The sequence below is a fragment of the Variovorax sp. GW821-FHT09A10 genome, from assembly GCF_059418385.1.
In genome coordinates this window covers 282,068-304,886 of the sequence record NZ_JBWKPT010000006.1, presented here as the reverse complement: position 1 = coordinate 304,886, position 22,819 = coordinate 282,068, and the positions used below count along the sequence as shown (strand labels likewise).

Genomic DNA, 22,819 nt, shown 5'->3' with positions numbered 1-22,819 from the left:
CACCAGGAGACCCCCCATGCAACTCATCGTCTCCGCCGGGCTGATCGCCGTGGTCGTGCTGTGGGGGTTGATCTCTCCCGCGTCGCTCGACCGCGTGTTCAGCACCGCGCTCGCCGACATCACACGCAACTTCGGCTGGTTCTACCTGTGGGTGGTGCTCGGGCTGGTGGTGCTGGCCGTCTTCCTGGCGTTCAGCCGCTTCGGCGACCTGAAGCTGGGCGACGAGGACGACGAGCCCGAGTTCTCCATCGGCGCCTGGTTCGCGATGCTGTTCGCGGCCGGCATGGGCATCGGCCTGGTGTTCTGGGGCGTGGCCGAACCGATCTCGCACTACGCGAACCCGCCGCCGGGTGTGATCCCTGGCACGCCCGATGCAGCCGGCGTGGCCATGCGCTATGCCTTCTTCCACTGGGGGCTGCACCCCTGGGCGATCTACGGCATCGTGGGCCTGTCGATCGCCTTCTTCAGCTTCCGCCGCAAGGCGCTGCCGCTGGTCAGCTCGGCCACCGAGGCGCTGCCATGGCGCTTCGTGCAGCGGCTGTCGCCGGCCTTCAATGTGCTGGCGGTGGTGGCCACGGCCTTCGGTGTGGCGGCTTCGCTGGGCATGGGCGCCACGCAGATCAACAGCGGGCTGCACGCGGCCTTCGGCACGGACATCGGCCGCTGGACGCAGGCGGTGATCATCGTGGTGACGACGGTGCTGTTCATCACCTCGGCGGTCACGGGCGTCGAGCGCGGCGTGAAGTGGCTGTCGATGGGCAACCTGGTGCTGGCGGCGCTGCTGGCGCTCACGGTGCTGGTGGTGGGGCCGACCATCGCCATCGTCGAGACCTTCACCAACACGCTGGGTTCGTACCTCGCCGAGTTCGTGCGCATGAGCCTGCGCATGAACCCGTTCCGCAACAGCTCGTGGGTGGCCGACTGGACGCTCTTCTACTGGGCCTGGTGGCTGGCGTGGTCGCCGTTCGTGGGCCTGTTCATTGCGCGCGTGTCGCGCGGGCGCACGATCCGCCAGTTCATCCTGGGCACGGTGATCGCGCCCACGCTGGTGGGCTTCGCGTGGTTCTCGGTGTTCGGCGGCGCGGCGCTCAACTTCGAGATCTTCCAGGGCGTGCCGCTGGTCGAGTCGGTGAAGGCCGACGTGTCGACCACCATGTTCGTGATGTTCAAGGCGATGCCCATGGGCGGGCTGCTGTCGATCGTGGCCACGCTGCTGGTGTTCGTGTTCTTCGTGACCTCGGGCGATTCCGCGACGCTGGTGCTGGGCATCATGAGCACGAAGGGCAATCCGAACCCGCCTGCCCGCGTGAAGATCACCTGGGGCGTGCTGGTGGCGGCGATTGCGCTGAGCCTGCTGTTCGCGGGCGGCATCAAGGCGATACAGACGGCGACCATCGTGTTCGCGCTGCCGTTTGCGTTCGTGATCCTGCTGATGGCGCTGTCGGTCACGCTGGCCATCCGCGACGACTGGAACGCCGAGCAGAAACGCGAGCGCGAGCTGCGACGCAAGATGCGGCAGCTCGTGAACTGGTGAACCGGCAAGCCGAAGAAAAAAATGCCCGGCGCGTGGTGGACGCGCCGGGCAGACCCTCCCTGCCTTCCCTGGCCTCCCTGGCCTTCTCTGATGCGTTGCTTAGCTTCCGATGTGCATCGTGAACGCCGGCCCGTTGTTGAGCACGCACTGGCCGCTGCCCAAGGTGGCGGAGTTCATCGTGTACTGGCAACTCAGGTTGCCGCCGCGACTGCCGGTGGCGTTCGCCACGCCGGTGGTGCGCGAGCCGGCCACGCGGGTCGCCTCTCCCTGAAACTGTTCGGCGCCGATCTGCGCATTGAAGTGGCCGCGGCCGTTCATGTCGTTGGTCACCGTGCCCCCGACGGCGCCGTAGCGCGCGGCTTCAGCATTCGACGGATAGAGCCGCGCGCTGAAGGTCTGTGACACAGGCCCCGGTGCGACGGCATAGCTTTGCTGCGACGGCGCGATGGGAGCGGGTTGCCCGAGCGGCACCACGTAGCAGCCGCTGAGGACGGTGCCCGCGAGTGCGGCGGCAAGGGTGAGTCGAACGATGCTGACGGAGCGCTGGATGTTCATGCGTTTCTCGGTGGCCCGGGCAGATGCCCGTGCGGCGAAATGTGCCCGCACCCATCGCCGCACCCAGCGCTTTTCGGGGTGAGTACCGCTTTCTGCGCCCGGCGGTAGCCACGGTCGCTACTGCGACGCGGTCAGGGCTGCACAATCGCGGCCCGTTTCCCGCTGTCGCCGAATGAAATTCATCGCTGCGGCGCGAGGGCGACGAGCACATGGCGCAGGTGCGCGACCCCTGGGGCAACTGCATCGGCCTGCGGGGGCCTTCCACCGGGCGGCGACAATGCGGCCCATGAATTTCCAGAAATTGCTGGTGCCCGTGGGGGCCGTCGTTCTCCTCGGCCTGTCGTGGCACCAATACGGATGGGGCGGCGTGGCGTTCGCCGGCGGCGCCATCGTGATGTTCCTGCTGATGCACTTCAACCGCACGATGCAGGTGCTCAAGCGCGCCGCCGACCGGCCCATGGGCACGGTGGCGAGCTCGGTGATGCTGAATGCCAAGCTCAAGCCCGGCGTGACGCTGATGCACGTCATTGCGATGACGCGCGCGCTCGGCGAGCTGCGCTCGCCCGAGAACGAGCAGCCCGAGCTGTACCGCTGGACCGATGCCGGCGGCTCCTACGTCGATACCGTGTTCAACGGCGGCAAGCTGCAGAGCTGGACGCTCACGCGGCCCGAGACGCCGGCGGACGAAGAAACGCCCGCGGCCTGACGGCGGCGCGGGCGTTTCGCCTTCGCCTTGCTTAGAACGGCGCGTCTTCTTCTTCGGGTGTGTCGGCCTGCGCCGCAGGCGCCGTGGCCGCAGCCTTCGGTGCTTCGTCCGGCACCGCTGCCGAGAACGCCGCCTCACCGCCCAGCGCGTCGAGCAGCGCCGGCACCAGCTGACCGAGTTCACCGGTCGCAATCGCCACGTCGGCGTCGAAGTTGTCTTCCTTCTTGCCGCCCGCCGCGCCGTCGCCCGTGCCTTCGAGGAAGGTGATCTTGCGAATCAGCAGGCCGTGCGTGAGCTCGAAGGACACGCGGTCGTCCCAGGTGAGCGCCAGGCGTGTCGGACGCTTGCCGTCGGTGATGTGCTGCTTGACCTCGTCGATGTCCAGGGCGTGCTTGGCGTAGCGCACCACGGCCTTCGAGTCGTCGGAGGCCTTGAGCTCGCACTCGCGGTCGATGCTGAAACCGGCCGGCGGCTCCTGCGTCAGCAGCCAGTTGGCCATGGCGGCGGCCGGCTCGATCTGCGTGTTGATCAGCGCCACGGCAAAACCGTCGAGCGACTTCACGAGGCTGGTGACCACTTCGTCGGCGCGCGCCGCGTTGCCGCAGTTGATCACGAGGCGGTTCTCGGCCTTGTCGATCCACACCGTGACGCGCGCGCTGCGCGTGAAGGCCATGGGCAGCAGCTCGAGGGTGATGTCTTCCTTGAGCTCCTTCTTTTCCTTCTTGCCGGGCTTGCGGCCGGTGGTCGTCTCGATCTGGGCGCAGCGCTCGTCGAGCTTGCGGCGCACCACGGAGCCGGGGACCTGCTTGCTCTCGATCATGTACTCGACCAGCCACTGGCCGTCGATGGACTCCACCAGCGGGCCGTTGGCCTCGCCGCGCGGCTCGACCCAGCCGGCGGACTTTTCCTGCGAGGGGCCGCAAGGCACGAAGCGTTGCTTGGCCAGCCCTTCTTCTGCCTCGGTCAGTGATTGGGACCAGGCAGGTTCGATGCGATAGACGATGACGTTCTTGAATACGGACACGGGAACCCTTTTTCCACTGGTTGGCACAACCGGCCATTGTCGGGTACTGGGTTCCGGGCTCCGCCGTAAAATCGAAAGCTTTTGCGACTTCCCCCCGGGTCGCACCCCACACCGCTCCCAAAGGAATCAGGAAATGAGCTCGATCCCCCCCTCGCTGGACGACCGTGACGGCAAGATCTGGATGGACGGCGAACTCGTGGACTGGCGCGACGCCAAGATCCACGTGCTGAGCCACACGCTGCACTACGGGTGCGGCGCCTTCGAGGGCGTGCGCGCCTACAAGACGGCCGACGGCGGCACGTCCATCTTCCGCCTGGCCGAGCACACCGAGCGCCTGTTCAACAGCGCCAAGATCCTGCGCATGAAGATCCCCTTCACGCAGGAACAGCTGAACGAAGCCCAGAAACAGGTCGTGCGCGAGAACAAGCTCGAAAGCTGCTACCTGCGCCCCCTCATCTGGATCGGCTCCGAGAAGCTGGGCGTGAGCCCCAAGGGCAACAAGATCCACGCCATGGTCGCCGCCTGGTCCTGGGGCGCCTACCTCGGTGAAGAAGGCATGCGCCGCGGCATCCGCGTGAAGACCTCGAGCTACACGCGCCACCACGTGAACATCACGATGACGCAGGCCAAGTCGGTCAGCAACTACACCAACTCGATCCTGGCCAACATGGAAGCGCTGGACGACGGCTACGACGAAGCGCTGCTGCTCGACGCGAGCGGCTTCGTGTCGGAAGGCGCGGGCGAGAACGTGTTCGTGGTCAAGAACGGCGTGGTCTACACGCCCGACCTGTCGGCCGGCGCCCTGAACGGCATCACGCGCAATACCATCCTGCACATCTGCAAGGACCTGGGCATTGAGCTGGTGCAAAAGCGCATCACGCGCGACGAGGTCTACATTTCCGATGAAGCCTTCTTCACCGGCACCGCCGCCGAAGTGACGCCCATCCGCGAACTCGACCGCATCGAGATCGGCAACCGCGGCGACGGCGGCTCGCGCGGCCCGGTCACCGAGAAGATCCAATCGGCCTTCTTCGACATCGTGAACGGCAAGAATCCCAAGTACGCCCACTGGCTCACGAAGGTCTGAGAGAAAACATGTCCACCAATGCAGTCGTCGAACTCCTCGCGAAGGAGCTCAATCACCAGGGCGGCGTGTTCTGCCCCAGCCCCAAGGCCGACATGAAGCTCTGGAACGGCCACCCGAAGGTCTACCTCGACGTGGCGCGCACCGGCGAAGCCAAGTGCCCGTACTGCGGCACGGTGTACCGCCTGAAGGCGGGCGAGACCGTGTCCAGCCGCCACTGAGCGGCCAGGCGGAAAAAAGAAACCGGCCCTTGCGGCCGGTTTTTTCGTTTCAGCTTGGCCGGGCCCGCGGCCACAGGCCGCGCCACGGATCGGGGTCCTGCGATTCCTGCGCCAGCCGCAGGTAGACCATCGCGATCCACAGCACGGCCAGCCCGATCTGCGCGTCGCGCATCGCCGAATTCACGCTCGACGCGATGAGCGCAATGAGCGTCGCGGCCAGTGCGTAGCGGCCGGCGATGTCGGGCCGGCGCCAGGCCTGCCAGACGGCGACGAGCATGATCGCCAGCAGGCTCAGGATGCCCGGGATCCCGCCTTGTGCGCCCACCCAGAGAAAGTCGTTGTGCGGCATGTTGGAGTCGGCGAACAGCGCCGGGCCGCGCTTGTGCCACTGCTCGGTCCAGCCGCCGATGCCCCAGCCCGCGACGGGCTGGTCGGCGATCATGGCGCCGGTGTCGCGGTACATGTAGTAGCGGATGATCCAGCTGCCATGGAACACGGCGCCGGTCTGCGCCTTCTCGAGTTCCTCGATGCCGGTCTCGACCTTCTGCTGCAGCTGCGGCAGCTGGTACAGGCCCGCGCCGATCACCACCGCGCCCAGGATCAGCGCGGCCGACAGCGCTTTCAGGTGGTTCTTCCACTGGTGCAGGCAGACCACCGGAATCACCAGCAGCAGCGCGAGCACCGAGGTGCGCGACGTGAGCGGCAGCGCGACGACGGCGCCCAACCCGAGCACGAGCGCAAAGGCCGGCAGCGCGCGCCAGGGGCGGTGCCCGGCGATCTGCGACAGCCCCCAGACCGCGGCGCTGGCCGCGACGATGCTGAACAGCAGCGCGTTGCTGATCGACTTGTTGCCCACCTCCATCACCACGCCGCGCAGCGCGCCCGGCACCGGAAAGCCCAGGCTGTAGTGCAGCACGATGAGCGCGATGTTGAGCGCCGCGATCAGCAGGAAGCCGCGCAATGCCCACAGCGCCTCCTCGCGCGTGAGCGCCATCGCCATCAGGAAGGTGAGGGCGATGCGCAGTCCGTGGAACAGGTTGGAAGGGGTCTCGGGGTAGTGCGGCCGCACGGCCAGCACGATGAAGGTCCACGCCACGTAGGCGACCACCGGCCACCACAGCGGGTTGGCGCGCAGCCGCGCGTAGCGCTCGCGCAGGCCGCCGGCCACCAGCAGGGTGAGCAGCAGCACGATGGCCGACAGGTAGGTGACGCCGACCGGCATGAACACCACCAGCCCCCAGAACATGGCCGCGGGCCGAACGATGTGCGATCTCTGCATAGGGGCGGGATTTTAGGTGCGGCCCCTCGGCCGAACCTGACTTGCCCCTGCGCGCCGGTTGCACCCGAAGGCGCTCAGTGCGCTGCGGCGGCAGGGCCTTTGGCCGGCAGGCGGATCACGAAGCTCGCGCCCCCGCCCGGCCGGTCTTCGCACTGCACCGATCCGCCGTGGCGTTCGGCGATCGACTTCACCAGCGCCAGCCCGAGGCCGACGCCGCCGTTGCGCTCGCTGGCGCCCGGCAGGCGGTAGAAGGGTTCGAAGATGCGTTCGCGCAGCGCCGCCGGCACGCCCGGCCCGCGGTCGTTGACGCGCACCGTGGCGTAGCCGCCGGCGCTACCGAGTTCGACGCTGATCTCGCCCGCGCCGTAGCGGCGGGCGTTCTCGAGCAGGTTGCGGATCGCGCGGCGCAGCAGGCGCGACACGCCCTGCACGGTGAGCGTGGCGTTGTCGGTGCCTTCGGCCAGGTCGAGTTCGGCGTTGACCTGCGCGCACTCTTCGGCGGCCAGGCCCGTCAGGTCGACGGCTTCGATGGTGCCCATGTCGGCCTCGCTGGCGTCGAGCCGGCTGGCCAGCAGGATCTCGTCGATGAGCTGGTCGAGCTCGCCGATGTTGCGCGAAATCTCTTCGCGCGCCGTCGGGCTCGGCCGATCGCCCATGAGCTCCAGGCCCATGCGGATGCGGGTGAGCGGCGAGCGCAGTTCGTGCGAGGCGTTCGCCAGCAGCGACTTGTGCGAACGCACCAGCTGTTCGATGCGTTCGGCGGAGGCGTTGAAGAGTTTGGAGAGATCGGCCACTTCGTCTTGTCCTTCCTCGGGCACGCGCGCCGACAGGTCGCCCTCGCCCCAGCGCTGCACGCCGCGCTGCAGGGTCTCGAGGCGCTGGGTGATGCGCCGCACGATCGGGTAGACGCCCAATGCCACCGCCACGCCGACCAGCGCGATCATCCAGCCCAGCCCGAACGGCGTGCGCCAGGGCGCGAAGCCGCCGGTGCCGGTGGGGCGCTCGCGCGGCGCCACGCGCAACGTCATGTCGCGGCCGTCGCTCAGCTGCACGTCGAACTCCAGGCCCTGGCCCGGCACGCGCATGGCCTTGCCGGTGCCGATGGTGCGGTCCTGGCTGTCGAGCACGACCACCTCGCGCGGCACGGGCGCCAGGCGCTCGCGCTCGGCCTCGGCGGCCACGCGCACGATCCAGTTGGCCATCAGCGTGAGGATGACCACGCCGCCGACCACCGCGAGCCAGATGCGGACGTAGAGATGGCGGCGGTAGAGGCTGCGCAGCATCGCGGGGCGCGTCCTAATCCTGCTGCTTGGCGAACACGTAGCCCACGCCGCGCACGGTGAGGATGCGCTTGGGGTTCTTCGCGTCGACCTCGATGGCCGCGCGGATGCGGCCCATGTGCACGTCGATCGAGCGGTCGAAGGCCTCGAGCTCGCGGCCGCGCACGGCTTCCATGATCTGGTCGCGCGTGAGCACGCGGCCCGCGCGCTCGGCCATCGCCACCAGCAGGTCGAACTGGTAGGAGGTGAGGTCGGCCAGCGCGCCGGCCACCGACACGGTGCGCGCGTTGCGGTCGATCTCCAGCGTGCCGAAGCGCATCACCGTGGAGGCTTCGGCCTCGGTGGCGTTCTCGCTGCGCCGGCGCAGCACGGCGCGGATGCGTGCCAGCAGCTCGCGCGGCTCGAAGGGCTTGGGCAGGTAGTCGTCGGCGCCGATCTCCAGGCCGATGATGCGGTCCATGGGGTCGCCCTTGGCCGTGAGCATCAGCACCGACACCTTGGCCAGCGGGCCGGGCAGGGCGCGGATGCGGCGGCAGACCTCGAGGCCGTCGGTGTCGGGCAGCATCAGGTCGAGGATCACCAGGTCGGGCGCGTGCTGCTGCAGCTGCTCCAGGCCGGTGGCGCCGTCGCCGGCGTGGTTGAAGGCGAAACCCGACTGCGTCAGGTACTCGCCCACCATCTGCGCCAGGCGGGCGTCGTCTTCGATCATCAGGAGTTGGGGGGTGCTCATGCGCTTCATGGTCGTTCACCGGGAGCAAGCGGGCTTGAACGCTCCGTAAAGTTGGGTAAACGCAGCATCGCCCTGTCAACCTGGATCGCTGCGGAAAACATGGCGCCTCGCCCAGGTTGCGTGGGCGCCATGCGGCAATGATGACGTACCGGGGCGCCACCCGCGCGGTTCGTGTGTGTCAACACGCACCGCCGACCCCGGCGGGGGCCGGTCAGCCCGCGGCCTGCAGGCGCAGCCGCAGGGCCAGCGCGGCCGACAGCGGCAGGTCGATGGGCGCATTGGCGCTGCCCGGGGCCTGGGCCAGCGCCTCGAACAGGGGCAGGGCGTCGGCCATCGGGTTGATGTCCTTCAGCGTGGCGGCGGCGGCCGAGCGTGGCGCAGTCGCTGTGCCGGCGGCGTCGCCGACCAGCGACCAGTCGAGGCTGGCCACGGTGCGGGCCGTGCGCTCGGGCGCGATCACCAGCGCCACGGCCAGCAGGCCGCGGCTGTCGGTCACCGAGGCCAGTGCGCCGACCGTGGGGGCGTCGTAGCCCACCAGCAGCACCGGCGTCTGGTCGGCCGCGCACTGCACGGCCGCTTCGAGCAGGCCGGCGGCAAAGCTGTGGCCGTAGGCCGAGACGGCGTTGCTGGCCGCCATGCAGCCGGTGCCGATGGTCCAGTAGCCCACGGCCGCGTTGTGCACCGAGTTGTGGAACTTGGTGGGCGACAGCATCTTCGGGTCGCCCGCGAGCGTGCTGCACATGTAGTCGTTGATCGACAGGTCGCCGTGCGCCGACGTGAACACGCAGGGCACGTCGGCCGCGGGCCGGTCGGCGCCCGCGATGGCCGCGGCGGCCACTTCGAGCGCCAGCGCCACGGTGTCGGGCGCGCGGCGGCGCTCGGCCGGGGCCAGCACCTGCGGCGAGGGCCGCTTGGCGGGCGGATCGGCCAGCGCGCCTTCGCCGCGGAAGGCCGCGCGCGCGGCGTCCCAGCCGGGCAGCGTGGGGGTCCAGAAGGCGGGGCCTTCGATGTAGAGCGTGGGGGTGCTCATGCCGTCACCGCCTTGCCGAAGACCAGCGCGCAGTTGTTGCCGCCGAAGCCGAAGGAGTTGGACAGCGCGTAGCGCACCTCGCCCGTCGCAGGTTCGAGCTTGATCTGCGGGCCGAAGCCTTCGTCCAGCGTGCGCGTGTTGACCGTGCCCGGCATCAGGCCGCGCTCGATCGCCAGCAGACAGACGACGGCCTCGACGATGCCGGCTGCGCCCAGCGTGTGGCCCATGAAGCCCTTGGTCGAGCTGGCGTGCGTGCGCGCCGGGAAGCGGCGCGCCACCAGCGCGCCCTCGACCTCGTCGTTCTTCTGGCTCGCCGTGCCGTGCATGTTGATGTAGTCGATGGCGTCGGCGGCCAGGCCGGCGCGCGCCAGCGCGTCGTCGAGTGCGCGCTCGGCGCCCAGGCCCTCGGGGTGCGGCGTCGACATGTGGTGCGCATCGCTGGCTTCGCCGTAGCCCAGCAGCTGCGTGGCGTTGTCACCGGCCTGCACGCGCTCGACCAGCGCGAAGCCGGCTGCCTCACCGAGGCTGATGCCCTTGCGGGCGGCGTCGAAGGGGCGGCAGGGCTCGGTGGAGACCAGTTCCAGCGAGTTGAAACCGAACAGCACGCTGCCGCACAGCGTGTCGGCGCCGCCGACCACGGCCGCGTCGGCCAGGCCCAGGCGGATCAGGCGCTCGGCCGAGGCGAACACCTTGGCGCTGGACGAGCAGGCGGTCGAAATCGTTTCGCTCGGGCCGTCGATGCCCAGCACCTGCTGCACGAACATGGCCAGCGAATGCGGCGTGTGGACGGCCGCGCGGCGCTGGTCCGGTGGAAAGTTGCCGTCGGCGTCGAGCTGCGTGTAGGCCAGCTCGGTCTCGCCGATGCTGGCCGTGGAGGTGCCGAGCACCAGCGCAATGCGCGCCGCGCCGTACTTCTGGCGCGCGGCCGCGACCGCCTCGAGGAAGCCGTCGGCCTGCAGGCCGAGCCAGGCCAGCCGGTTGTTGCGGCAGTCCCAGAACGCGGCCGATTCGGGCAGGCGCACGTCTTCCAGGCCGTCGACACGGCCGATCCAGGTCGGCAGCGGCGCCTCGCCGAAATCGTTGGCGCGCAGGCCGCTGCGCGAGTGCGCGAGCGCGTCGGCGTGCGCTTCCTTGCCGACGCCGACGGCCGAGGTGGCCGTGTAGGCACTGATTTGAAGGGGAGAAATTCGGGACGGCACGATGGATATGGGAGCGCGCGACAAGGAAAAAGGCGTCGACGACAGAGGAAAAAGCGGAAAAGCGCAATTTTCACGCAATGAATGTCGCAGCCTACCAGCGTTACGTATCGGGTTGCGTCGGCTGTTTCCTATAGATGACAGCTCCGGCGCAGGCCCTATTGACGCTCGCCGTCGCCTGTGCGGGCCGCCATGCGCGAGGCCAGCGCCACCAGCACCAGCACCGGCAGGCCCAGCAGCGCGGTGGCGGTGAAGAAGGTGCTGTAGCCGTAGGCGTCCACGAAGGCGCCCGAATAACCCGCGATGAACTTCGGCAGCAGCAGCATCAGCGAGCTGAACAGCGCGTACTGCGTGGCCGAGTAGCTGACGTTGGTCAGGCTCGACAGGTAGGCGATGAAGGCCGCCGAGGCGATGCCGCCGGCCAGGTTGTCGGCCGAGACCACCGCGATCAGCGCCGTCAGGTCGTGCCCGCGCGTGGCCAGCCAGGCGAACAGCAGGTTGCTCGCGGCGCTCAGCACGGCGCCCAGCATCAGCACCCGCATCACGCCCAGGCGCATCGACAGCACGCCGCCCACGAAGGCGCCCACCAGCGTCATGATCACGCCGTAGATCTTGCTGACCGTGGCCACCTGGTCCTTGGTGAAGCCCATGTCCACGTAGAAGGGGTTGGCCATGATGCCCATCACCACGTCGCTGATGCGGTAGATGGCGATCAGCGCCAGGATCAGCGCCGCCTGCCACTTGTAGCGGCGGATGAAGTCGGCAAAAGGCTCGATCAGCACGCTTCGAAGCCATTCACCCGCGTTCTTCGCCTTCGGCAGCGCGCGCCGCACCGGTTCGGGCGACAGCAGCACCGTGAGCACGCCGACCGCCATCGAGGCCGCCATGACGAGGTAGGCCGTCTTCCAGGCGCCGTTCTGGTAGGCCGCCGCGCCGGTGACCGCCACGGCGGGCGCCACCTCGGCCCAGGCCGCGACCCACAGCACGCCGGCGCCGGCCCAGATCATCGCCAGCCGGTAGCCCGTTTGATAGGCGGCGGCCAGCGCGGCCTGCTTGCGCGTCTCGGCCGATTCGATGCGGAAGGCGTCCAGCGCGATATCTTGTGTGGCCGAGCCGAAGGCCACCAGCAGTGCGCACCAGATCAGCGGCTGCAGCCCCAGGCGCGGGTCGTTCATCGCCATGCCGACCAGCCCGACGATCACCATGCCCTGCGCCAGCAGCAGCCAGCCGCGCCGGCGCCCGAGCAGCGTGGTCAGCGGCGGCAGCGGCAGCCGGTCGACCAGCGGCGCCCAGACCCACTTGAAGCCATAGGCCAGCCCGACCCAGCTCAGGTAGCCGATGGTGGTGCGGTCGATGCCCGCCTCGCGCAGCCGGAAACTCAGCGTGCCCAGCACCAGCAGCAGCGGCAGGCCGGCCGAGAAGCCCAGCGCGAGCATGCGCAGGGTGGCGGGTTCGAGGTAGACCTTGAGCGCGTCGCGCCAGGGCAGCGCGGCGCTCGCGGGGGCTTGGGTGGGTTCGGCGGGCGGTGCGGACATGAGTGGGGGATTGTCCATGAGTGCCGCCCGGCCGCCCGAAGGCACTCGCACCGCAGCCGAAGGCGGAGGTTTTCGTGGAGTGTTGGGGACATCGGCGCGCCCGCTCGTCTCCATTTGTTCCTATCATCCGGGCACCTATGTGCACACGATGCGAACGCCCCCTTTCCGCCCTCTCCGAAGCCTCGGCATGGAACCCGCGCCGGGCCTTCCTGCTGGCCGCCGCCGGTGCGGCGCTGAGCGCGCCGGCGCTGGCGCAGGTCAATGTCGGCAATGCCTCGGTGGCGCGCAACCTCGTGCCCGCCGAGCAGATCGAGGCGGCCGGCGTGCAGCAGTACGGCCAGCTGCTCGAACAGGCACGCGCCAAGGGCGCGCTGGCCGGTGACGGCAATGCGCAGCTGCAGCGGCTGCGCACCATCGCGCAGCGGCTCATTCCCTTCGCCCTGCCGTGGAACAGCCGGGCGCGCGAATGGAAGTGGGAGGTCAACCTGATCGGCAGCAAGCAGATCAACGCCTTCTGCATGCCCGGCGGCAAGATCGCCTTCTTCACCGGCATCCTCGAGCAGCTCAAGCTGAGCGACGACGAGGTCGCGATGGTCATGGGCCATGAAATGGCGCACGCGCTGCGCGAACACGCCCGCGCGCGCATGGCCAAGAGCGCCGGCACCGGCGCGGCGCTGTCCATCGGCGCGCAGCTGCTGGGGCTCGGCCAGGTGGGCGACCTCGCGGCGCGCGCCGGCACGCAGCTCATCACCCTGAAGTTCAGCCGCAGCGACGAGACCGATGCCGACCTCGTGGGCCTGGAGCTCGCCGCGCGCGCGGGCTACGACCCTCAGGCCTCGGTGTCGCTGTGGAAGAAGATGGCCACGGCCTCCAAGAACCAGGGCGGCCTGAGCTTCCTGTCGACCCACCCGAGCGGGCCGGACCGCATCGCCAAGCTCGAGGCGAACGTGCCGAAGGTCGAGAACCTGTACCGGGCGGCTGCGCGCAAGTAGCCGCGCTGCGTTTCTCGCCCCGCTCAGTCGGCGGTGATGTTCCCCTTCTTCACCACCGTCGCCCAGCGCTGCGCGTCCTTCTGGATCAGCGCGCCGAACGCCGCTGGCGTCGAACTGGCGGGCACCATGCCCTGCGACTCGAAGGACTTCGCCACCTCGGGCGACTTCAGCACCGCGGCGATCTCAGTGTTGAGCCGCGCCACCACGTGGGCCGGCGTGCCCTTGGGCGCGAGCACGCCGTACCACATGTCGACGTTGTCGGCGGTCACGCCGGCCTCGGCCAGGGTGGGCACGTCGGGCAGCTGCGGCAGGCGGTGGCTGCTGCCGGTGGCGAGCGCCTTGAGCTTGCCGGCCTGGATGTGCTGCAGCGCCACGTGCACCGGCAGGAACATCGCGTCGATGCGCCCGCCGAGCAGGTCGGTGACGGCGCCGGCCGTGCCCTTGTAGGGCACGTGCAGCAGGTCGGTGCCGGTGCCCTGCATCAGGAGCGCCATCGACAGGTGGTGCGGCGTGCCGACGCCGGGCGTGGCGTAGGTCAGCTTGCCGGGGTTGGCCTTGGCGGTGGCCACCAGCTGCGCGAGCGAGCCCGCCTTCTGGGTGGACGGGTTGGTCACCAGCAGCAGCGTGCCCCATGAGGTCTGCGACACCGGCGTGAAGTCGGCCACCGGGTCGTAGGCGAGCGACTTGTACAGGCCCTTGTTCATCACCAGCGTGTTGACCTGCACCAGCAGCGTGTAGCCGTCGGGCTTGGCGCGCGCCACCTTCTCGCTGCCGATGTTGCCGCTGGCGCCGGCGACGTTCTCCACGATCACCGGCTGGCCGAGCACGGCGGGCAGGCGGGCCGAGAGCTGGCGCGCGATCAGGTCGATGCCGGTGCCGGGCGTGTAGGGCACCACCAGCGTCACCGGCTGGTCGGGCCAGGCGTGGGCCGCGGCGGCGCTGGCCGCGACCAGCAGGGTGGCGAAGGTCCGGGTCAGAAATCTCATGGGGTCTTGTCTCCGTTTTGTTCGGTGAATGTGCCGGCGCTCAGAGGTACGACGCGCGCGCCTTCAGCGCCGCCGGGTCGTAGCCGGCCACGCGCTTGTAGTGGTCCGAGATCGCCTGCAGTTCCTGCTGCGTGACGAGCTCGTCGAGGTTCTCGACGCGCTTGCCGCCCGAACGCTCGAACACCTCGCGCAGGATGGTGTCGGGCGGGTTGCTGCGGTTGGTCAGCACCACGTCGGTGGTGGCCTTCACGCGCACGCGGTCGTAGGTCTCGAGCGCCGCGATGCCCACGCCTTCGCGCTTCATCGCACCCGCGAGAAAGCGCGCGTCGATGATCGCCTGGCCCGCGCCGTTGGAGCCGCGCGGCACCATCGGGTGCGCGGCGTCGCCCAGCAGCGTGAGGCGGCCGTGGCTCCAGCGCGGCAGCGGGTCCTGGTCGACCATCGGGTACTCCAGGATGGTGTCGGAGGCCAGGATCAGCGCGGGCACGTCGAGCCAGTCGAAGTGCCAGTCGGCGAAGGCGGGCAGGAAGTCCTCGAGGCGCCCGGCGCGGCTCCAGTCGCGCATCGCGGGCTGGGGCGCGTGGATCTCGGCGACCCAGTTCACGAGCTGGCGGCCCTGCTCGTCGATGTCGTTGCGGATCGGGTAGATCACCATCTTGCCGACGGTGAGCCAGCCCGCGCGCACCATGCTGCCGCCCGAGAGAAAGGGCTTCCAGGCCGCGGTGCCTCGCCACATGTTGATGCCCGAATAGCGCGGCGCGCCCTCGTTCGGATACAGCTGCTTGCGCAGCGCCGAGTGGATGCCGTCGCAGCCCACCGCGACCGCGCCGCGCACCGGCGCGCGGCCATCGGCGAAGTGCACCGTCACGCCGTTGGCGTCCTGTTCGACGCCGGTGCAGCGGTGGCCGCACTGCACGCTGTCGGGGCCCAGGCGCTTGCGTGTTTCGTTCAGCAGCACCGTTTGCAGGTCGCCGCGGTGGATCGAGTACTGCGGCCAGTCGTAGCCCGCGTGCTGGCCGGCGGGCTCGCGGAACACGAGCTGGCCGTGCTCGGTGAAGAAGACCGCCTCCTGCGTGCGCACGCCCACGGCGTCGAGTGCGTCGAGCAGGCCCAGCTCGGACAGCTCGCGCACCGCATGGGGCAGCAGGTTGATGCCCACGCCGAGCGGGCGCAGCGCGGGCACGGCCTCGTACACGCGGCAGGCGATGCCGGCCTGGTGCAGGCTCAGGGCGAGGGTCAGGCCGCCGATGCCGGCGCCGAGGATGATGACTTCGTGGGGTGCGGTGCTCATGGGGTCCGTATTGGGACCGCAAACGAGGCATATGGGAAATTTAGATGTGATATGGATTTATCATGAATCCTTATGAACCTGACCACGCGCCAGATGCGCGCCTTCCTGCAGGTGGCGCGCATCGGCAACTTCACCCGCGCGGCGGAGCAGGCGCACATCACCCAGGCCGGCCTGAGCATCCTGATCCGCGAGATGGAGAAGCAGCTCGGCTGCCGCCTGTTCGACCGCACCACGCGCATGGTGAGCCTCACGCCGGCCGGCCGCCGCCTGCTGCCGGTGGTGGAGCGGCTCGTCACCGACCTCGATGACGTGGCCGCCGAACTCGGCGCCGAGGGCGACGCGGCGCGCCAGACGCTGCGCATCGCGGCCACGCCGCTGGTGTCCTCGCACCTGCTGCCGTGGGTGTTCGCGAGCTTTCGCCAGGCGCATCCGCAGGTCGCGCTGCGCCTCTTCGACGCCGACCTGCGCGACGTGGAAGCGATGGTGGCCGCGGGCGAGGCCGACCTCGGCCTGGGCTTCTTCTTCAAGGCCGCGGCGGGGCTCGACCGCACGCCCGTGGGGCGCTTCGAGCTGATGCGCGTCACGCAGGCCGTGGCCGACGGCGAGCCGGTCGGCACCGCGCCCTGGTCCGCGCTGCGCGGCGCCACGCTGATCGGCCTGCCGCCCGGCAACCCGATCCAGAAGGTGATCGAGCGCCAGCTCGGCGAGATCGGACTGGCCGATGCGCAACGGCCCGCCTTCAACTTCTTCGGCACGCTGATCTCGATGGTCGAGGCCGGCTTCGGCACCGCCGTGATGCCCACCTTCGCGCTCGCGGCCTGCCGCCGTCACCGCGTGAAGACCGACGTGCTGCTGAAGCCGCGCGTGGGCATGGACTTCTTTCGCCTGACCAAGCGCGGCACGCACGAGACCGAGGCGATGCGCGCCTTCAGCGAGACGCTGGCGAAGGCCTTGCCGGCGCTGTCGCGTTAGCCCTCAGACCATCGCGTTGTCGCCGCCGGGGATCTCGTGCGCCTTGATCTGCCGGCGCGTGAGCTTGTAGAGCGTGGACGACAGGAAGCCGTCCTGGTGGGTGTTCTTGGTGACGTTCACCACGAACTCGTCCTCGGGCGCCACGGCCTGCGCGCCCATGATCCAGCGCACGCTCTCGCGGTAGTTGTAGAGCACCTTGTCGCTGGCGTCGGCCAGCAGGGTCGACAGCGCGGCCATGGCGATGGCGTCGCCGTTGGTGGCGTGCTCGCGCACGAAGTCCAGGTGGCGGTGGCGCACGGGGATGTTGGACAGGTCGCTGATGAACATCAACGCGCCCTCGGTGGCGTCGTCGTGGCCCAACTCGCGGGCCTTCAGCATGGCTTCGACGGCCTGCGCCTGCAGCGCGGGGCGCTGCGCCGCGGGCGTGGCGTCTTCCCAGGCCATGTCGTGGCAGAGGTAGCCGAGCTTGTAGGCCGCGACGCTGTTGCCGGCCTGTGCCGCCTGGCCGTAGAAGTGCATCGCCTGTTGCCGGTCTTTCGGGCCGTGCACGCCGCCGGCATGAAAGAGGCCGAGCGTGAGCAGGCACGATTTGTCGCCGGCGGCCAGCCCCATCTCCAGGATCTCGAAGGCTTCCTGGTTGCGCGGCACGCGCCACAGTGCGCGCGCCAGGTCGTCCCAGTTCTCGGTGCCGGCGTTGCGTTCGCGCGCGGCCGCCAGCCAGGCGTTGCCGGTCGCCGCGTTGGGCACGAAGCCGAAGGCGCCCTTCAGGCTGCAGTAGCCGTGCAGGATCAGCGCGGTGTTGCATTCGTAGGCGTTGGCGCTGTTGCAGATGGCCTGGCCCAGCCACTGGCCGCCGGGGTCCTGCTCCAGGGCGACGTGCACCGCCATGTTCATGGCGTAGTCGTCGTCGATGGGGTGGTGGCTCTCGGCCTCGCGCAGGCAGGCCAGCGCTTCGGCATGCTGGTCGAGCATGTAGTGGCTCACGGCCAGCCAGCGCAGGGTTTCCCAGCGGTGGTAGGGGTAGAGCGCCTCCTGGGCGCGCTGGCGCGTGGCGGCCATGCGCTGCTGCGCTGCGGCCGGGTCTTCGTCCTTGTCGACGCTGTTGCCCTGGTAGTCGTCGCGCCAGATCTCGTGGCGCAGCCGGTCTTTCTCGACCTCGTTCAGATGGGCACAGGCGGGCGAGGCGATGAAGGCGCGCACGCGCTCGTGGCTGCCGCCCCAGCGCGGCTGCTGGAACCAGACGCACTGGCGCATGAAGAAGAACAGCCGCGGGTGCACGTGCAGCGTGGCGTGGATCCAGTAGGACGTGCCGCTGATCACCTTGCGGCCCTGCACGGGCGAGGGCAGGGCGGTGGGCACGGCCTCGGGGCAGGCGACGCGCTCGTCGTGCGCCAGGCCAGAGCGCGCGAGCTGCGCCAGCAACTCGTCGCGGGTGGCCGCATCGTCGTCCAGCGAAAAGTCGTGCTGCAGCGGCTTGTCGGGCCAGCGGCCGCTGCGGACCAGCTCGGTCAGCCAGTCGGGCTCGTTGAAGGCCGAGGTGCTCTGCAGCAGCAGGGCGCAGGCGGTCCACATCGTGGGCGCGAGCGTGAGGGCGCGCAGCGCGGCCACGGCGCAGCGCGTGGCGCAGGCATGGGCGCATTCCCAGCCGAGCGCGGTGACCGTGCTGGCCCAGCCCGAGCCGCGGTACTCGTAGGCCCAGTGGTACCAGTAGTGCGCTTCGCAGAGCCAGGCGTGGGCCGATTGCGGGTTGGCGGCCTGCCACGCGGCCAGGCGGGCCAGTCCTTCGGCGCCGTCGGCGGTGCAGCCGGCCAGGTCGTCGGGCAAGGCGCCGTAGTAGCGCTCTTCCTCGTCGCGGTCTTGAAAGCTGGCGGCCAGCGCGTCGTCGAGCCGCTGGTCGAGTGCGGCGTAATCGCCGGCGCGCAGCAGGGCGTCGATGTCGCAGAGCTTCCAGCGCGCGGGCGCGGGGGGAATCACGGTCGCTGCGGCGGAGGGCGTGTGTGTGGTCATGGGCGGGGCTCGCGCGTCAGGCCGACGCGGCGGGGGCGAGAGTGACGGGTTGGGGATCGAAGATGCGGTAGCGCTTCCAGGGCAGCGTGAGCCAGTTGCCCTGGGTGTTCTGCAGGTGCTCCTGCACTTCCAGCGTGGCGCGCGACGAGGCGGGGCCGTCCTGGCTGCTGATGCGTAGCCAGTGCAGCCGAGCCCGCGCATAGGCGTGGCCGAAGTCTTCCCAGCTCTCGAAGCTGTCCTGCGCGCGCTGCGCGTTGAGGAACAGCACGAGCCAGGCCTGCGACTCGGGCACCCAGCCCAGCAGCGCGATGCAGCGCACCAGGAAGGCGGTGCGCGCGCAGTCGAAGGCCAGCGCGTCGCGCACCTGGCCTTCGGCCGCGAGCTGTTCGTAGAAATTGGCGTGGGTGCGGCCGAGCCCGCCGACCCAGCCGACCAGCGCGGCCTGCATCTGCGTGGCGATGTCGCGCTCGGGCAGGTCGGCGGCCATGTTCATTTCGCGCAGCACCTGTTTGGCCAGGCGCTGGCGCTGCTCGGCGGGCACGTCGAGCGCCAGCGTGTCGCTGTCGCAGCGCAGGCCATTGCGCAGCAGCAGGATGTCGCCGAGCGCCAGCGCCCAGCGGCGGCGGTTGGGCACCACCTTGCCGGCGTCGGCCTTGGCCTGCGCCGCGCGCACTGCGAGGTCGGCGTTGGCCTTTTCCATGTGGCCGATCGCCGTGCCCGAGCCGCGCACGACGATGCGGAATGCCGTGCGCACGACGAACCACGCGATGCGCACCCCGAGGTACAGCAGGCCCAGGAACACAACGATGACGATAGCCTGCGTCATGGCAATGCCGCTCCCAGCGGCGGCGCGCACACGGCGGCGCTCAGCGAGATGCCTTCGATCTCCAGCATCGTGGCGGGCGCCTGCGTGGGGGCCGCCTGCAGCGACGGCGGCAACCGGTTCGCGGGCAGCGTCAGCCGGGCGGCGGCGGCCACCGCCACGTCCATCTGGCGCAGCCGCGCCAGCTCGTGCGGCGCGATGCGCAGCAGCAGCCATTGCAGCGCCGGCGGCGGCTGCTCGAAGTGCTCGATCAGGTGGAAGTTGCCGCTCATCACGCTGAGCAGGAAATCGGGGCTCTGAACGTCGGTGACGAACTTCCATTCACCCCGGGCGGTGTCCGAGGCCTCGGGCTCGAACACCAGGCCCATGCCCTCGCAGTCGCTGTGGCGCTCGCCGCGTGGCGGCAGCGTGCGCAGGAACTGCAGCACGTCGTCGGCGTACTTGCGGATCGGGTGGCGGTTCTGCTTGCCCTTGATCTGGTCGACCCGCAGCCCGTCGGCATGCACTTCGAGGCTGATGGTCACGTGCGGCAGGTTGCCCGCGCTGCGCAGCGTGAACAGGCGCAGCCGGCCGCTCTGCGCGGCGCTGGCGTACTGCTCGCCGTAGCCGCCATTGAGCTTCTTGATGTTGGCGAACTGGCCCAGGCAGTGCTGCATGTGGAACGACTCGTAGGCCATTTCCTCGCGCAAGGCCGCATGGCTGCCGATGAACTCGAAGATCACGCCGTTGGGCGTGCGCAGCACTTCCTTCAGTGCCAGGCCGCTGCTGGGCACCCAGCCCTTGTTGCGCTTGGCCTGCATGCGCTGGTGCTCCTGCTCCCACAGGGCCATGGCCATGAAGCAGGTGATGCGCTGCAGCTTCTGTTCGAGCCGCGTGCCGCGCCGCGAGCGCAGGAACTCGACCAGCATGCGTTCGCGGTCGACCAGCAGCAGGTGATCGGGGTCGAGGTAGTAGAAAGTTTTCGGGGCGGCTTCGGCGGCGGGCGATTCGGCCTTGTGGCCCTTGGACTTTTCCTTGTCCTGTGCGGACGCCGCGTTCACCGCGACAGGGGCGCGCGGCTGCAGCTGCCTGGCCAGCCACTCAGGCAGCGGCTTGTCGGGCCCGGCCGCGGCCAGGTAGTCGGCGGGCGACTGCACCGGCAGCACGTTGCCGAAGCTGCCGATGGCCCAGCGGAAGAAGTGGTTCAGCAGCCAGGCCGCCATGTCGGCGTCGTCGCCGCGCTCGGCGCTGCGGCGCGCGATCGCGGCCTTGACCTCGGGCGCGTTCACCACGTCGCGCGGCAGATAGACCGCCGTCGCGGCAGGTGGCGCGGAGGGGCTCGTGGAAGGAGACGGAGTCGGGATGGGCATCGACGGGCGGGCGACTTACAGCGTGAAGTCGTACTCCACCGTGATCGGCGCGTGGTCGCTGAACTTGACCGTCTTGTAGATCGCCTCGGTGCGCGCCAGTGCGCCCATGGCCGGGGTCGCGAGGTGGTAGTCCAGCCGCCATCCCACGTTGTTCGCGTAGGCTTGGCCGCGGTTGCTCCACCAGGTGTAGGCGTCGCCCGTGGTGTCGGGCTTGAGGCGGCGGTACACGTCCACCAGGCCCGCGCCTTCGGTGCCGGCGTCGAGCAGGCGCGTCATCCAGGCGCGTTCCTCGGGCAGGAAGCCGCTGTTCTTCTGGTTGCCGCGCCAGTTCTTCAGGTCGATTTCCTGATGGGCGATGTTGATGTCGCCGCACAGGATGAACTCGCGCTCCTTCTTCAGCGCCACCAGGTGCGGGAAGAAGCCCTTCAGGAAGCGGAACTTGGCGGCCTGGCGCTCTTCGCCCGAGCTGCCGCTCGGGAAGTAGCAGCTGATGACCGAGAACTTGCGCTTGGGCGTGTCGAAGCGCAGCTCGAGGTAGCGGCCTTCGGCGTCGAATTCGGGATCACCCCAGCCCACCACCACGGCGCTGGGCGCATGCTTCGTGTAGACGGCGGTGCCCGCGTAGCCTTTTTTCTCGGCAAAGTGGAAGTGGCCCTGCAGGCCGGCCATCTGCTCGAAGCGGCCCTCGACATCGCTGGCCTGGACGCGGATCTCCTGCATGCAAATACAATCCGGCGCGAGTTCGGCCACCCAGTCGGCGACGCCCTTGGTGGCCGCCGAGCGCAGGCCATTGAGATTGAGACTGGTCAGTTTGAACACAAGGAATTTCCAATGGCTGTAGACGGTCAGACAAGCAGCGCGGTGGCACAGGACTTCGTCCAGTTCGCGCTCGACGCCGGCGTGCTTCGCTTCGGCGAATTCAAGACCAAGGCCGGTCGCATGAGCCCGTATTTCTTCAATTCGGGCCTCTTCGACGACGGCGCCAAGATCGCGCGGCTCGCCGGATTCTATGCAGACCGCCTGGTCGAAAGCGGCCTCGAGTTCGACATGATCTTCGGCCCCGCCTACAAGGGCATCCCGCTGGGCGCCACCGTGGCCGCCGAGCTGGCCCGGCGCGGGCGCAACTACCCCTTCGCCTACAACCGCAAGGAAGCCAAGGCGCACGGCGAAGGCGGCAATCTGGTGGGCGCGCCGCTCAAGGGCCGCGTGCTGATCGTCGACGACGTGATGTCGGCCGGCACCGCGGTGCGCGAATCCATCGCCGCGATCCAGGCCGCCGGCGCCACGCCGCATGCCGTGGCCATCGCCCTGGACCGGCAGGAAAAAGCCACCGAGAACGGCGTCGACGTGGACCACAGCGCCGTGCAGTACGTGCGCAACCAGCTCGGCCTCGCGGTGGTGCCCATCGCCACGCTGGACGACCTGCTGAGCTACCTCTCGGGCAACGCCGCCGCCGACCTCGGCGCGCACCGCGAGCGCGTGCTGGCCTACCGCACGCGCTACGGCGCCTGAGACGCAGCGCCGATGCGACGCCCCGCGCGCGATCCTTCTTCCGCCGCCGCCGTGGCGTCGCTGTGGCTGGGCCTGGCGGCCCTGTCGTCGTGCGCAACGGCACTGGCCCAGCCCGCCAGGACGGACGGGCCCGGTGTCGGCATCTACACCTGCGTCGATGCGCGCGGGCGCACGCTCACGGCCGACCGGCCGATCGCCGAGTGCAGCGACCGCGAGCAGCGCGAACTGGGCCCGAGCGGCACGGTGCGCCGCAAGCTGGAGCCGACCTACACGGCGCGCGAGCAGCAGGAGCGCGAGGACCGCGCGCGCGAAGCCGCCATCCAGGCCGCACGGCTCATCGACGAGCGCCGCCGCGAGCGCGCGCTGCTGGTGCGCTACCCCAACGCCACCACGCACGACCGCGAGCGCGTCGAGGCGCTGTCGCAGATCGATGCCGTGATCCAGGCCGCGAAGAAGCGCATCGCCGAGCTCGCCGACGACCGCAAGAAGATCGACGAAGAACTCGAGTTCTACAAGCAGGACACGAGCAAGGCGCCCGGCGCGGTGCGCCGCCGCATCGAGGACAACACGCAGAGCGTGGCCGTGCAGAACCGCTTCATCGCGGAGCAGGAAGACGAGAAGAAGCGCGTGAATGCGCGCTTCGACGAAGAGCGCGGGCGCCTGAAGACGCTCTGGTCGCCGCAGAACGGCGGCAACCCGCGCTGAACGAACCC

22 protein-coding genes are annotated in these 22,819 nt (G+C 69.5%); 8 read left to right on the top strand and 14 right to left on the bottom strand.

Annotated features, from left to right (window positions below; translation table 11 throughout):
• Positions 1 to 16 precede the first annotated feature (16 nt).
• Positions 17 to 1,534 carry a BCCT family transporter gene (locus AC07Q9_RS23100; protein WP_489060266.1) on the top strand — a complete coding sequence of 506 codons (1,518 nt, stop codon included), beginning with the start codon at positions 17 to 19 and terminating at the stop codon, positions 1,532 to 1,534.
• 99 nt (positions 1,535 to 1,633) lie between these two features.
• Here AC07Q9_RS23100 and AC07Q9_RS23095 read toward each other — a convergent pair whose 3' ends face one another.
• Complete coding sequence (locus tag AC07Q9_RS23095; protein ID WP_489060264.1) at positions 1,634 to 2,089, bottom strand: hypothetical protein; 456 nt, start codon at positions 2,087 to 2,089, stop codon at positions 1,634 to 1,636.
• Positions 2,090 to 2,366: 277 nt separating this feature from the next.
• On the opposite strand from AC07Q9_RS23095, the gene AC07Q9_RS23090 reads away from it, so the two are divergent.
• The gene (locus AC07Q9_RS23090; RefSeq protein ID WP_390347307.1) at positions 2,367 to 2,795 is read left to right on the top strand and encodes a glycerate kinase; all 429 of its coding nucleotides are present in this window, start codon (positions 2,367 to 2,369) and stop codon (positions 2,793 to 2,795) included.
• A 31-nt stretch (positions 2,796 to 2,826) separates the two neighbouring features.
• On the opposite strand, the gene AC07Q9_RS23085 is transcribed toward AC07Q9_RS23090, so the two are convergent.
• Entirely contained in the window at positions 2,827 to 3,819 is a 993-nt protein-coding gene (locus tag AC07Q9_RS23085) for a recombination-associated protein RdgC (protein WP_354345281.1), read from the bottom strand.
• A 133-nt stretch (positions 3,820 to 3,952) separates the two neighbouring features.
• On the opposite strand from AC07Q9_RS23085, the gene AC07Q9_RS23080 reads away from it, so the two are divergent.
• Both AC07Q9_RS23080 and AC07Q9_RS23075 read left to right on the top strand, forming a co-directional pair.
• Positions 3,953 to 4,906, top strand: a complete 954-nt coding sequence (locus AC07Q9_RS23080; RefSeq protein WP_489060258.1) for a branched-chain amino acid transaminase — start codon at positions 3,953 to 3,955, stop codon at positions 4,904 to 4,906.
• A gap of 8 nt (positions 4,907 to 4,914) precedes the next feature.
• Positions 4,915 to 5,124, top strand: a complete 210-nt coding sequence (locus tag AC07Q9_RS23075) for a zinc-finger domain-containing protein (protein WP_056583879.1) — start codon at positions 4,915 to 4,917, stop codon at positions 5,122 to 5,124.
• Positions 5,125 to 5,173: 49 nt separating this feature from the next.
• On the opposite strand, the gene AC07Q9_RS23070 is transcribed toward AC07Q9_RS23075, so the two are convergent.
• The 6 genes from AC07Q9_RS23070 to AC07Q9_RS23045 all read right to left on the bottom strand — a co-directional run bounded on the left by AC07Q9_RS23070 (position 5,174) and on the right by AC07Q9_RS23045 (position 12,192).
• Positions 5,174 to 6,403 (bottom strand): O-antigen ligase family protein, encoded by a 1,230-nt coding sequence (locus tag AC07Q9_RS23070; protein ID WP_369630910.1) that lies wholly within the window; start codon positions 6,401 to 6,403, stop codon positions 5,174 to 5,176.
• A gap of 74 nt (positions 6,404 to 6,477) precedes the next feature.
• Positions 6,478 to 7,686 carry an ATP-binding protein gene (locus AC07Q9_RS23065; RefSeq protein ID WP_369630911.1) on the bottom strand — a complete coding sequence of 403 codons (1,209 nt, stop codon included), beginning with the start codon at positions 7,684 to 7,686 and terminating at the stop codon, positions 6,478 to 6,480.
• Positions 7,687 to 7,699: 13 nt separating this feature from the next.
• On the bottom strand, positions 7,700 to 8,422 hold the full coding sequence (locus AC07Q9_RS23060; protein WP_062476797.1) for a response regulator: 723 nt from the start codon (positions 8,420 to 8,422) through the stop codon (positions 7,700 to 7,702).
• A 202-nt stretch (positions 8,423 to 8,624) separates the two neighbouring features.
• Entirely contained in the window at positions 8,625 to 9,443 is an 819-nt protein-coding gene (locus AC07Q9_RS23055; protein ID WP_495311920.1) for a beta-ketoacyl synthase chain length factor, read from the bottom strand.
• On the bottom strand, positions 9,440 to 10,642 hold the full coding sequence (locus tag AC07Q9_RS23050) for a beta-ketoacyl-[acyl-carrier-protein] synthase family protein (RefSeq protein WP_495311919.1): 1,203 nt from the start codon (positions 10,640 to 10,642) through the stop codon (positions 9,440 to 9,442). The genes AC07Q9_RS23055 and AC07Q9_RS23050 overlap by 4 nt, the downstream gene beginning before the upstream one ends.
• Before the next feature lie 155 nt (positions 10,643 to 10,797).
• Entirely contained in the window at positions 10,798 to 12,192 is a 1,395-nt protein-coding gene (locus AC07Q9_RS23045) for an AmpG family muropeptide MFS transporter (RefSeq protein WP_495311918.1), read from the bottom strand.
• A gap of 119 nt (positions 12,193 to 12,311) precedes the next feature.
• On the opposite strand from AC07Q9_RS23045, the gene AC07Q9_RS23040 reads away from it, so the two are divergent.
• On the top strand, positions 12,312 to 13,166 hold the full coding sequence (locus AC07Q9_RS23040) for a M48 family metallopeptidase (RefSeq protein WP_489060251.1): 855 nt from the start codon (positions 12,312 to 12,314) through the stop codon (positions 13,164 to 13,166).
• A gap of 23 nt (positions 13,167 to 13,189) precedes the next feature.
• Here the strand turns inward: AC07Q9_RS23040 and AC07Q9_RS23035 are convergent, their stop codons facing one another.
• Together AC07Q9_RS23035 and AC07Q9_RS23030 are read right to left on the bottom strand one after the other, a co-directional pair.
• The gene (locus AC07Q9_RS23035) at positions 13,190 to 14,152 is read right to left on the bottom strand and encodes a tripartite tricarboxylate transporter substrate binding protein (protein WP_495311917.1); all 963 of its coding nucleotides are present in this window, start codon (positions 14,150 to 14,152) and stop codon (positions 13,190 to 13,192) included.
• Between the two features lie 40 nt (positions 14,153 to 14,192).
• Positions 14,193 to 15,443 carry a flavin-dependent oxidoreductase gene (locus tag AC07Q9_RS23030; RefSeq protein ID WP_495311916.1) on the bottom strand — a complete coding sequence of 417 codons (1,251 nt, stop codon included), beginning with the start codon at positions 15,441 to 15,443 and terminating at the stop codon, positions 14,193 to 14,195.
• A gap of 72 nt (positions 15,444 to 15,515) precedes the next feature.
• Here AC07Q9_RS23030 and AC07Q9_RS23025 point away from each other — a divergent pair, with 72 nt between their 5' ends.
• Positions 15,516 to 16,415 carry a LysR family transcriptional regulator gene (locus tag AC07Q9_RS23025; protein WP_495311915.1) on the top strand — a complete coding sequence of 300 codons (900 nt, stop codon included), beginning with the start codon at positions 15,516 to 15,518 and terminating at the stop codon, positions 16,413 to 16,415.
• Positions 16,416 to 16,418: 3 nt separating this feature from the next.
• Here the strand turns inward: AC07Q9_RS23025 and AC07Q9_RS23020 are convergent, their stop codons facing one another.
• Genes AC07Q9_RS23020 through AC07Q9_RS23005 form a run of 4 tightly spaced genes read right to left on the bottom strand, consistent with a single transcriptional unit; the run spans position 16,419 to position 21,413 of the window.
• A complete protein-coding gene (locus AC07Q9_RS23020; protein ID WP_495311914.1) occupies positions 16,419 to 18,422 on the bottom strand; it encodes a DUF4034 domain-containing protein in 2,004 nt (667 codons plus the stop codon).
• 16 nt (positions 18,423 to 18,438) lie between these two features.
• Complete coding sequence (locus AC07Q9_RS23015) at positions 18,439 to 19,248, bottom strand: DUF1266 domain-containing protein (RefSeq protein ID WP_495311913.1); 810 nt, start codon at positions 19,246 to 19,248, stop codon at positions 18,439 to 18,441.
• Positions 19,245 to 20,594, bottom strand: coding sequence for a hypothetical protein (locus AC07Q9_RS23010; protein ID WP_495311912.1), 1,350 nt, complete (start codon positions 20,592 to 20,594; stop codon positions 19,245 to 19,247). Before AC07Q9_RS23010 ends, AC07Q9_RS23015 begins: the two co-directional genes overlap by 4 nt.
• A gap of 15 nt (positions 20,595 to 20,609) precedes the next feature.
• Positions 20,610 to 21,413: an exodeoxyribonuclease III gene (locus AC07Q9_RS23005; protein WP_489060242.1), complete on the bottom strand. Its 804-nt coding sequence runs from the start codon at positions 21,411 to 21,413 to the stop codon at positions 20,610 to 20,612.
• Between the two features lie 12 nt (positions 21,414 to 21,425).
• On the opposite strand from AC07Q9_RS23005, the gene pyrE reads away from it, so the two are divergent.
• The gene (gene pyrE / locus AC07Q9_RS23000) at positions 21,426 to 22,106 is read left to right on the top strand and encodes an orotate phosphoribosyltransferase (protein WP_056583914.1); all 681 of its coding nucleotides are present in this window, start codon (positions 21,426 to 21,428) and stop codon (positions 22,104 to 22,106) included.
• 12 nt (positions 22,107 to 22,118) lie between these two features.
• Positions 22,119 to 22,811 carry a DUF4124 domain-containing protein gene (locus AC07Q9_RS22995; RefSeq protein ID WP_492682455.1) on the top strand — a complete coding sequence of 231 codons (693 nt, stop codon included), beginning with the start codon at positions 22,119 to 22,121 and terminating at the stop codon, positions 22,809 to 22,811.
• Positions 22,812 to 22,819 lie beyond the last annotated feature (8 nt).

Bases quoted from the DNA above. Each gene is read 5' to 3' on its own strand.
- AC07Q9_RS23080 (WP_489060258.1), top strand. From the start codon at position 3,953: ATGAGCTCGATCCCCCCCTCGCTGGACGACCGTGACGGCAAGATCTGG.
- AC07Q9_RS23015 (WP_495311913.1), bottom strand. From the start codon at position 19,248: ATGACGCAGGCTATCGTCATCGTTGTGTTCCTGGGCCTGCTGTACCTC.
- AC07Q9_RS23055 (WP_495311920.1), bottom strand. From the start codon at position 9,443: ATGAGCACCCCCACGCTCTACATCGAAGGCCCCGCCTTCTGGACCCCC.
- AC07Q9_RS23090 (WP_390347307.1), top strand. From the start codon at position 2,367: ATGCGGCCCATGAATTTCCAGAAATTGCTGGTGCCCGTGGGGGCCGTC.
- AC07Q9_RS22995 (WP_492682455.1), top strand. From the start codon at position 22,119: ATGCGACGCCCCGCGCGCGATCCTTCTTCCGCCGCCGCCGTGGCGTCG.
- AC07Q9_RS23070 (WP_369630910.1), bottom strand. From the start codon at position 6,403: ATGCAGAGATCGCACATCGTTCGGCCCGCGGCCATGTTCTGGGGGCTG.
- AC07Q9_RS23025 (WP_495311915.1), top strand. From the start codon at position 15,516: ATGAACCTGACCACGCGCCAGATGCGCGCCTTCCTGCAGGTGGCGCGC.
- AC07Q9_RS23095 (WP_489060264.1), bottom strand. From the start codon at position 2,089: ATGAACATCCAGCGCTCCGTCAGCATCGTTCGACTCACCCTTGCCGCC.
- AC07Q9_RS23100 (WP_489060266.1), top strand. From the start codon at position 17: ATGCAACTCATCGTCTCCGCCGGGCTGATCGCCGTGGTCGTGCTGTGG.
- pyrE (WP_056583914.1), top strand. From the start codon at position 21,426: ATGGCTGTAGACGGTCAGACAAGCAGCGCGGTGGCACAGGACTTCGTC.
- AC07Q9_RS23075 (WP_056583879.1), top strand. From the start codon at position 4,915: ATGTCCACCAATGCAGTCGTCGAACTCCTCGCGAAGGAGCTCAATCAC.
- AC07Q9_RS23030 (WP_495311916.1), bottom strand. From the start codon at position 15,443: ATGAGCACCGCACCCCACGAAGTCATCATCCTCGGCGCCGGCATCGGC.
- AC07Q9_RS23060 (WP_062476797.1), bottom strand. From the start codon at position 8,422: ATGAAGCGCATGAGCACCCCCCAACTCCTGATGATCGAAGACGACGCC.
- AC07Q9_RS23045 (WP_495311918.1), bottom strand. From the start codon at position 12,192: ATGGACAATCCCCCACTCATGTCCGCACCGCCCGCCGAACCCACCCAA.
- AC07Q9_RS23040 (WP_489060251.1), top strand. From the start codon at position 12,312: ATGTGCACACGATGCGAACGCCCCCTTTCCGCCCTCTCCGAAGCCTCG.
- AC07Q9_RS23065 (WP_369630911.1), bottom strand. From the start codon at position 7,686: ATGCTGCGCAGCCTCTACCGCCGCCATCTCTACGTCCGCATCTGGCTC.
- AC07Q9_RS23020 (WP_495311914.1), bottom strand. From the start codon at position 18,422: ATGACCACACACACGCCCTCCGCCGCAGCGACCGTGATTCCCCCCGCG.
- AC07Q9_RS23035 (WP_495311917.1), bottom strand. From the start codon at position 14,152: ATGAGATTTCTGACCCGGACCTTCGCCACCCTGCTGGTCGCGGCCAGC.
- AC07Q9_RS23010 (WP_495311912.1), bottom strand. From the start codon at position 20,594: ATGCCCATCCCGACTCCGTCTCCTTCCACGAGCCCCTCCGCGCCACCT.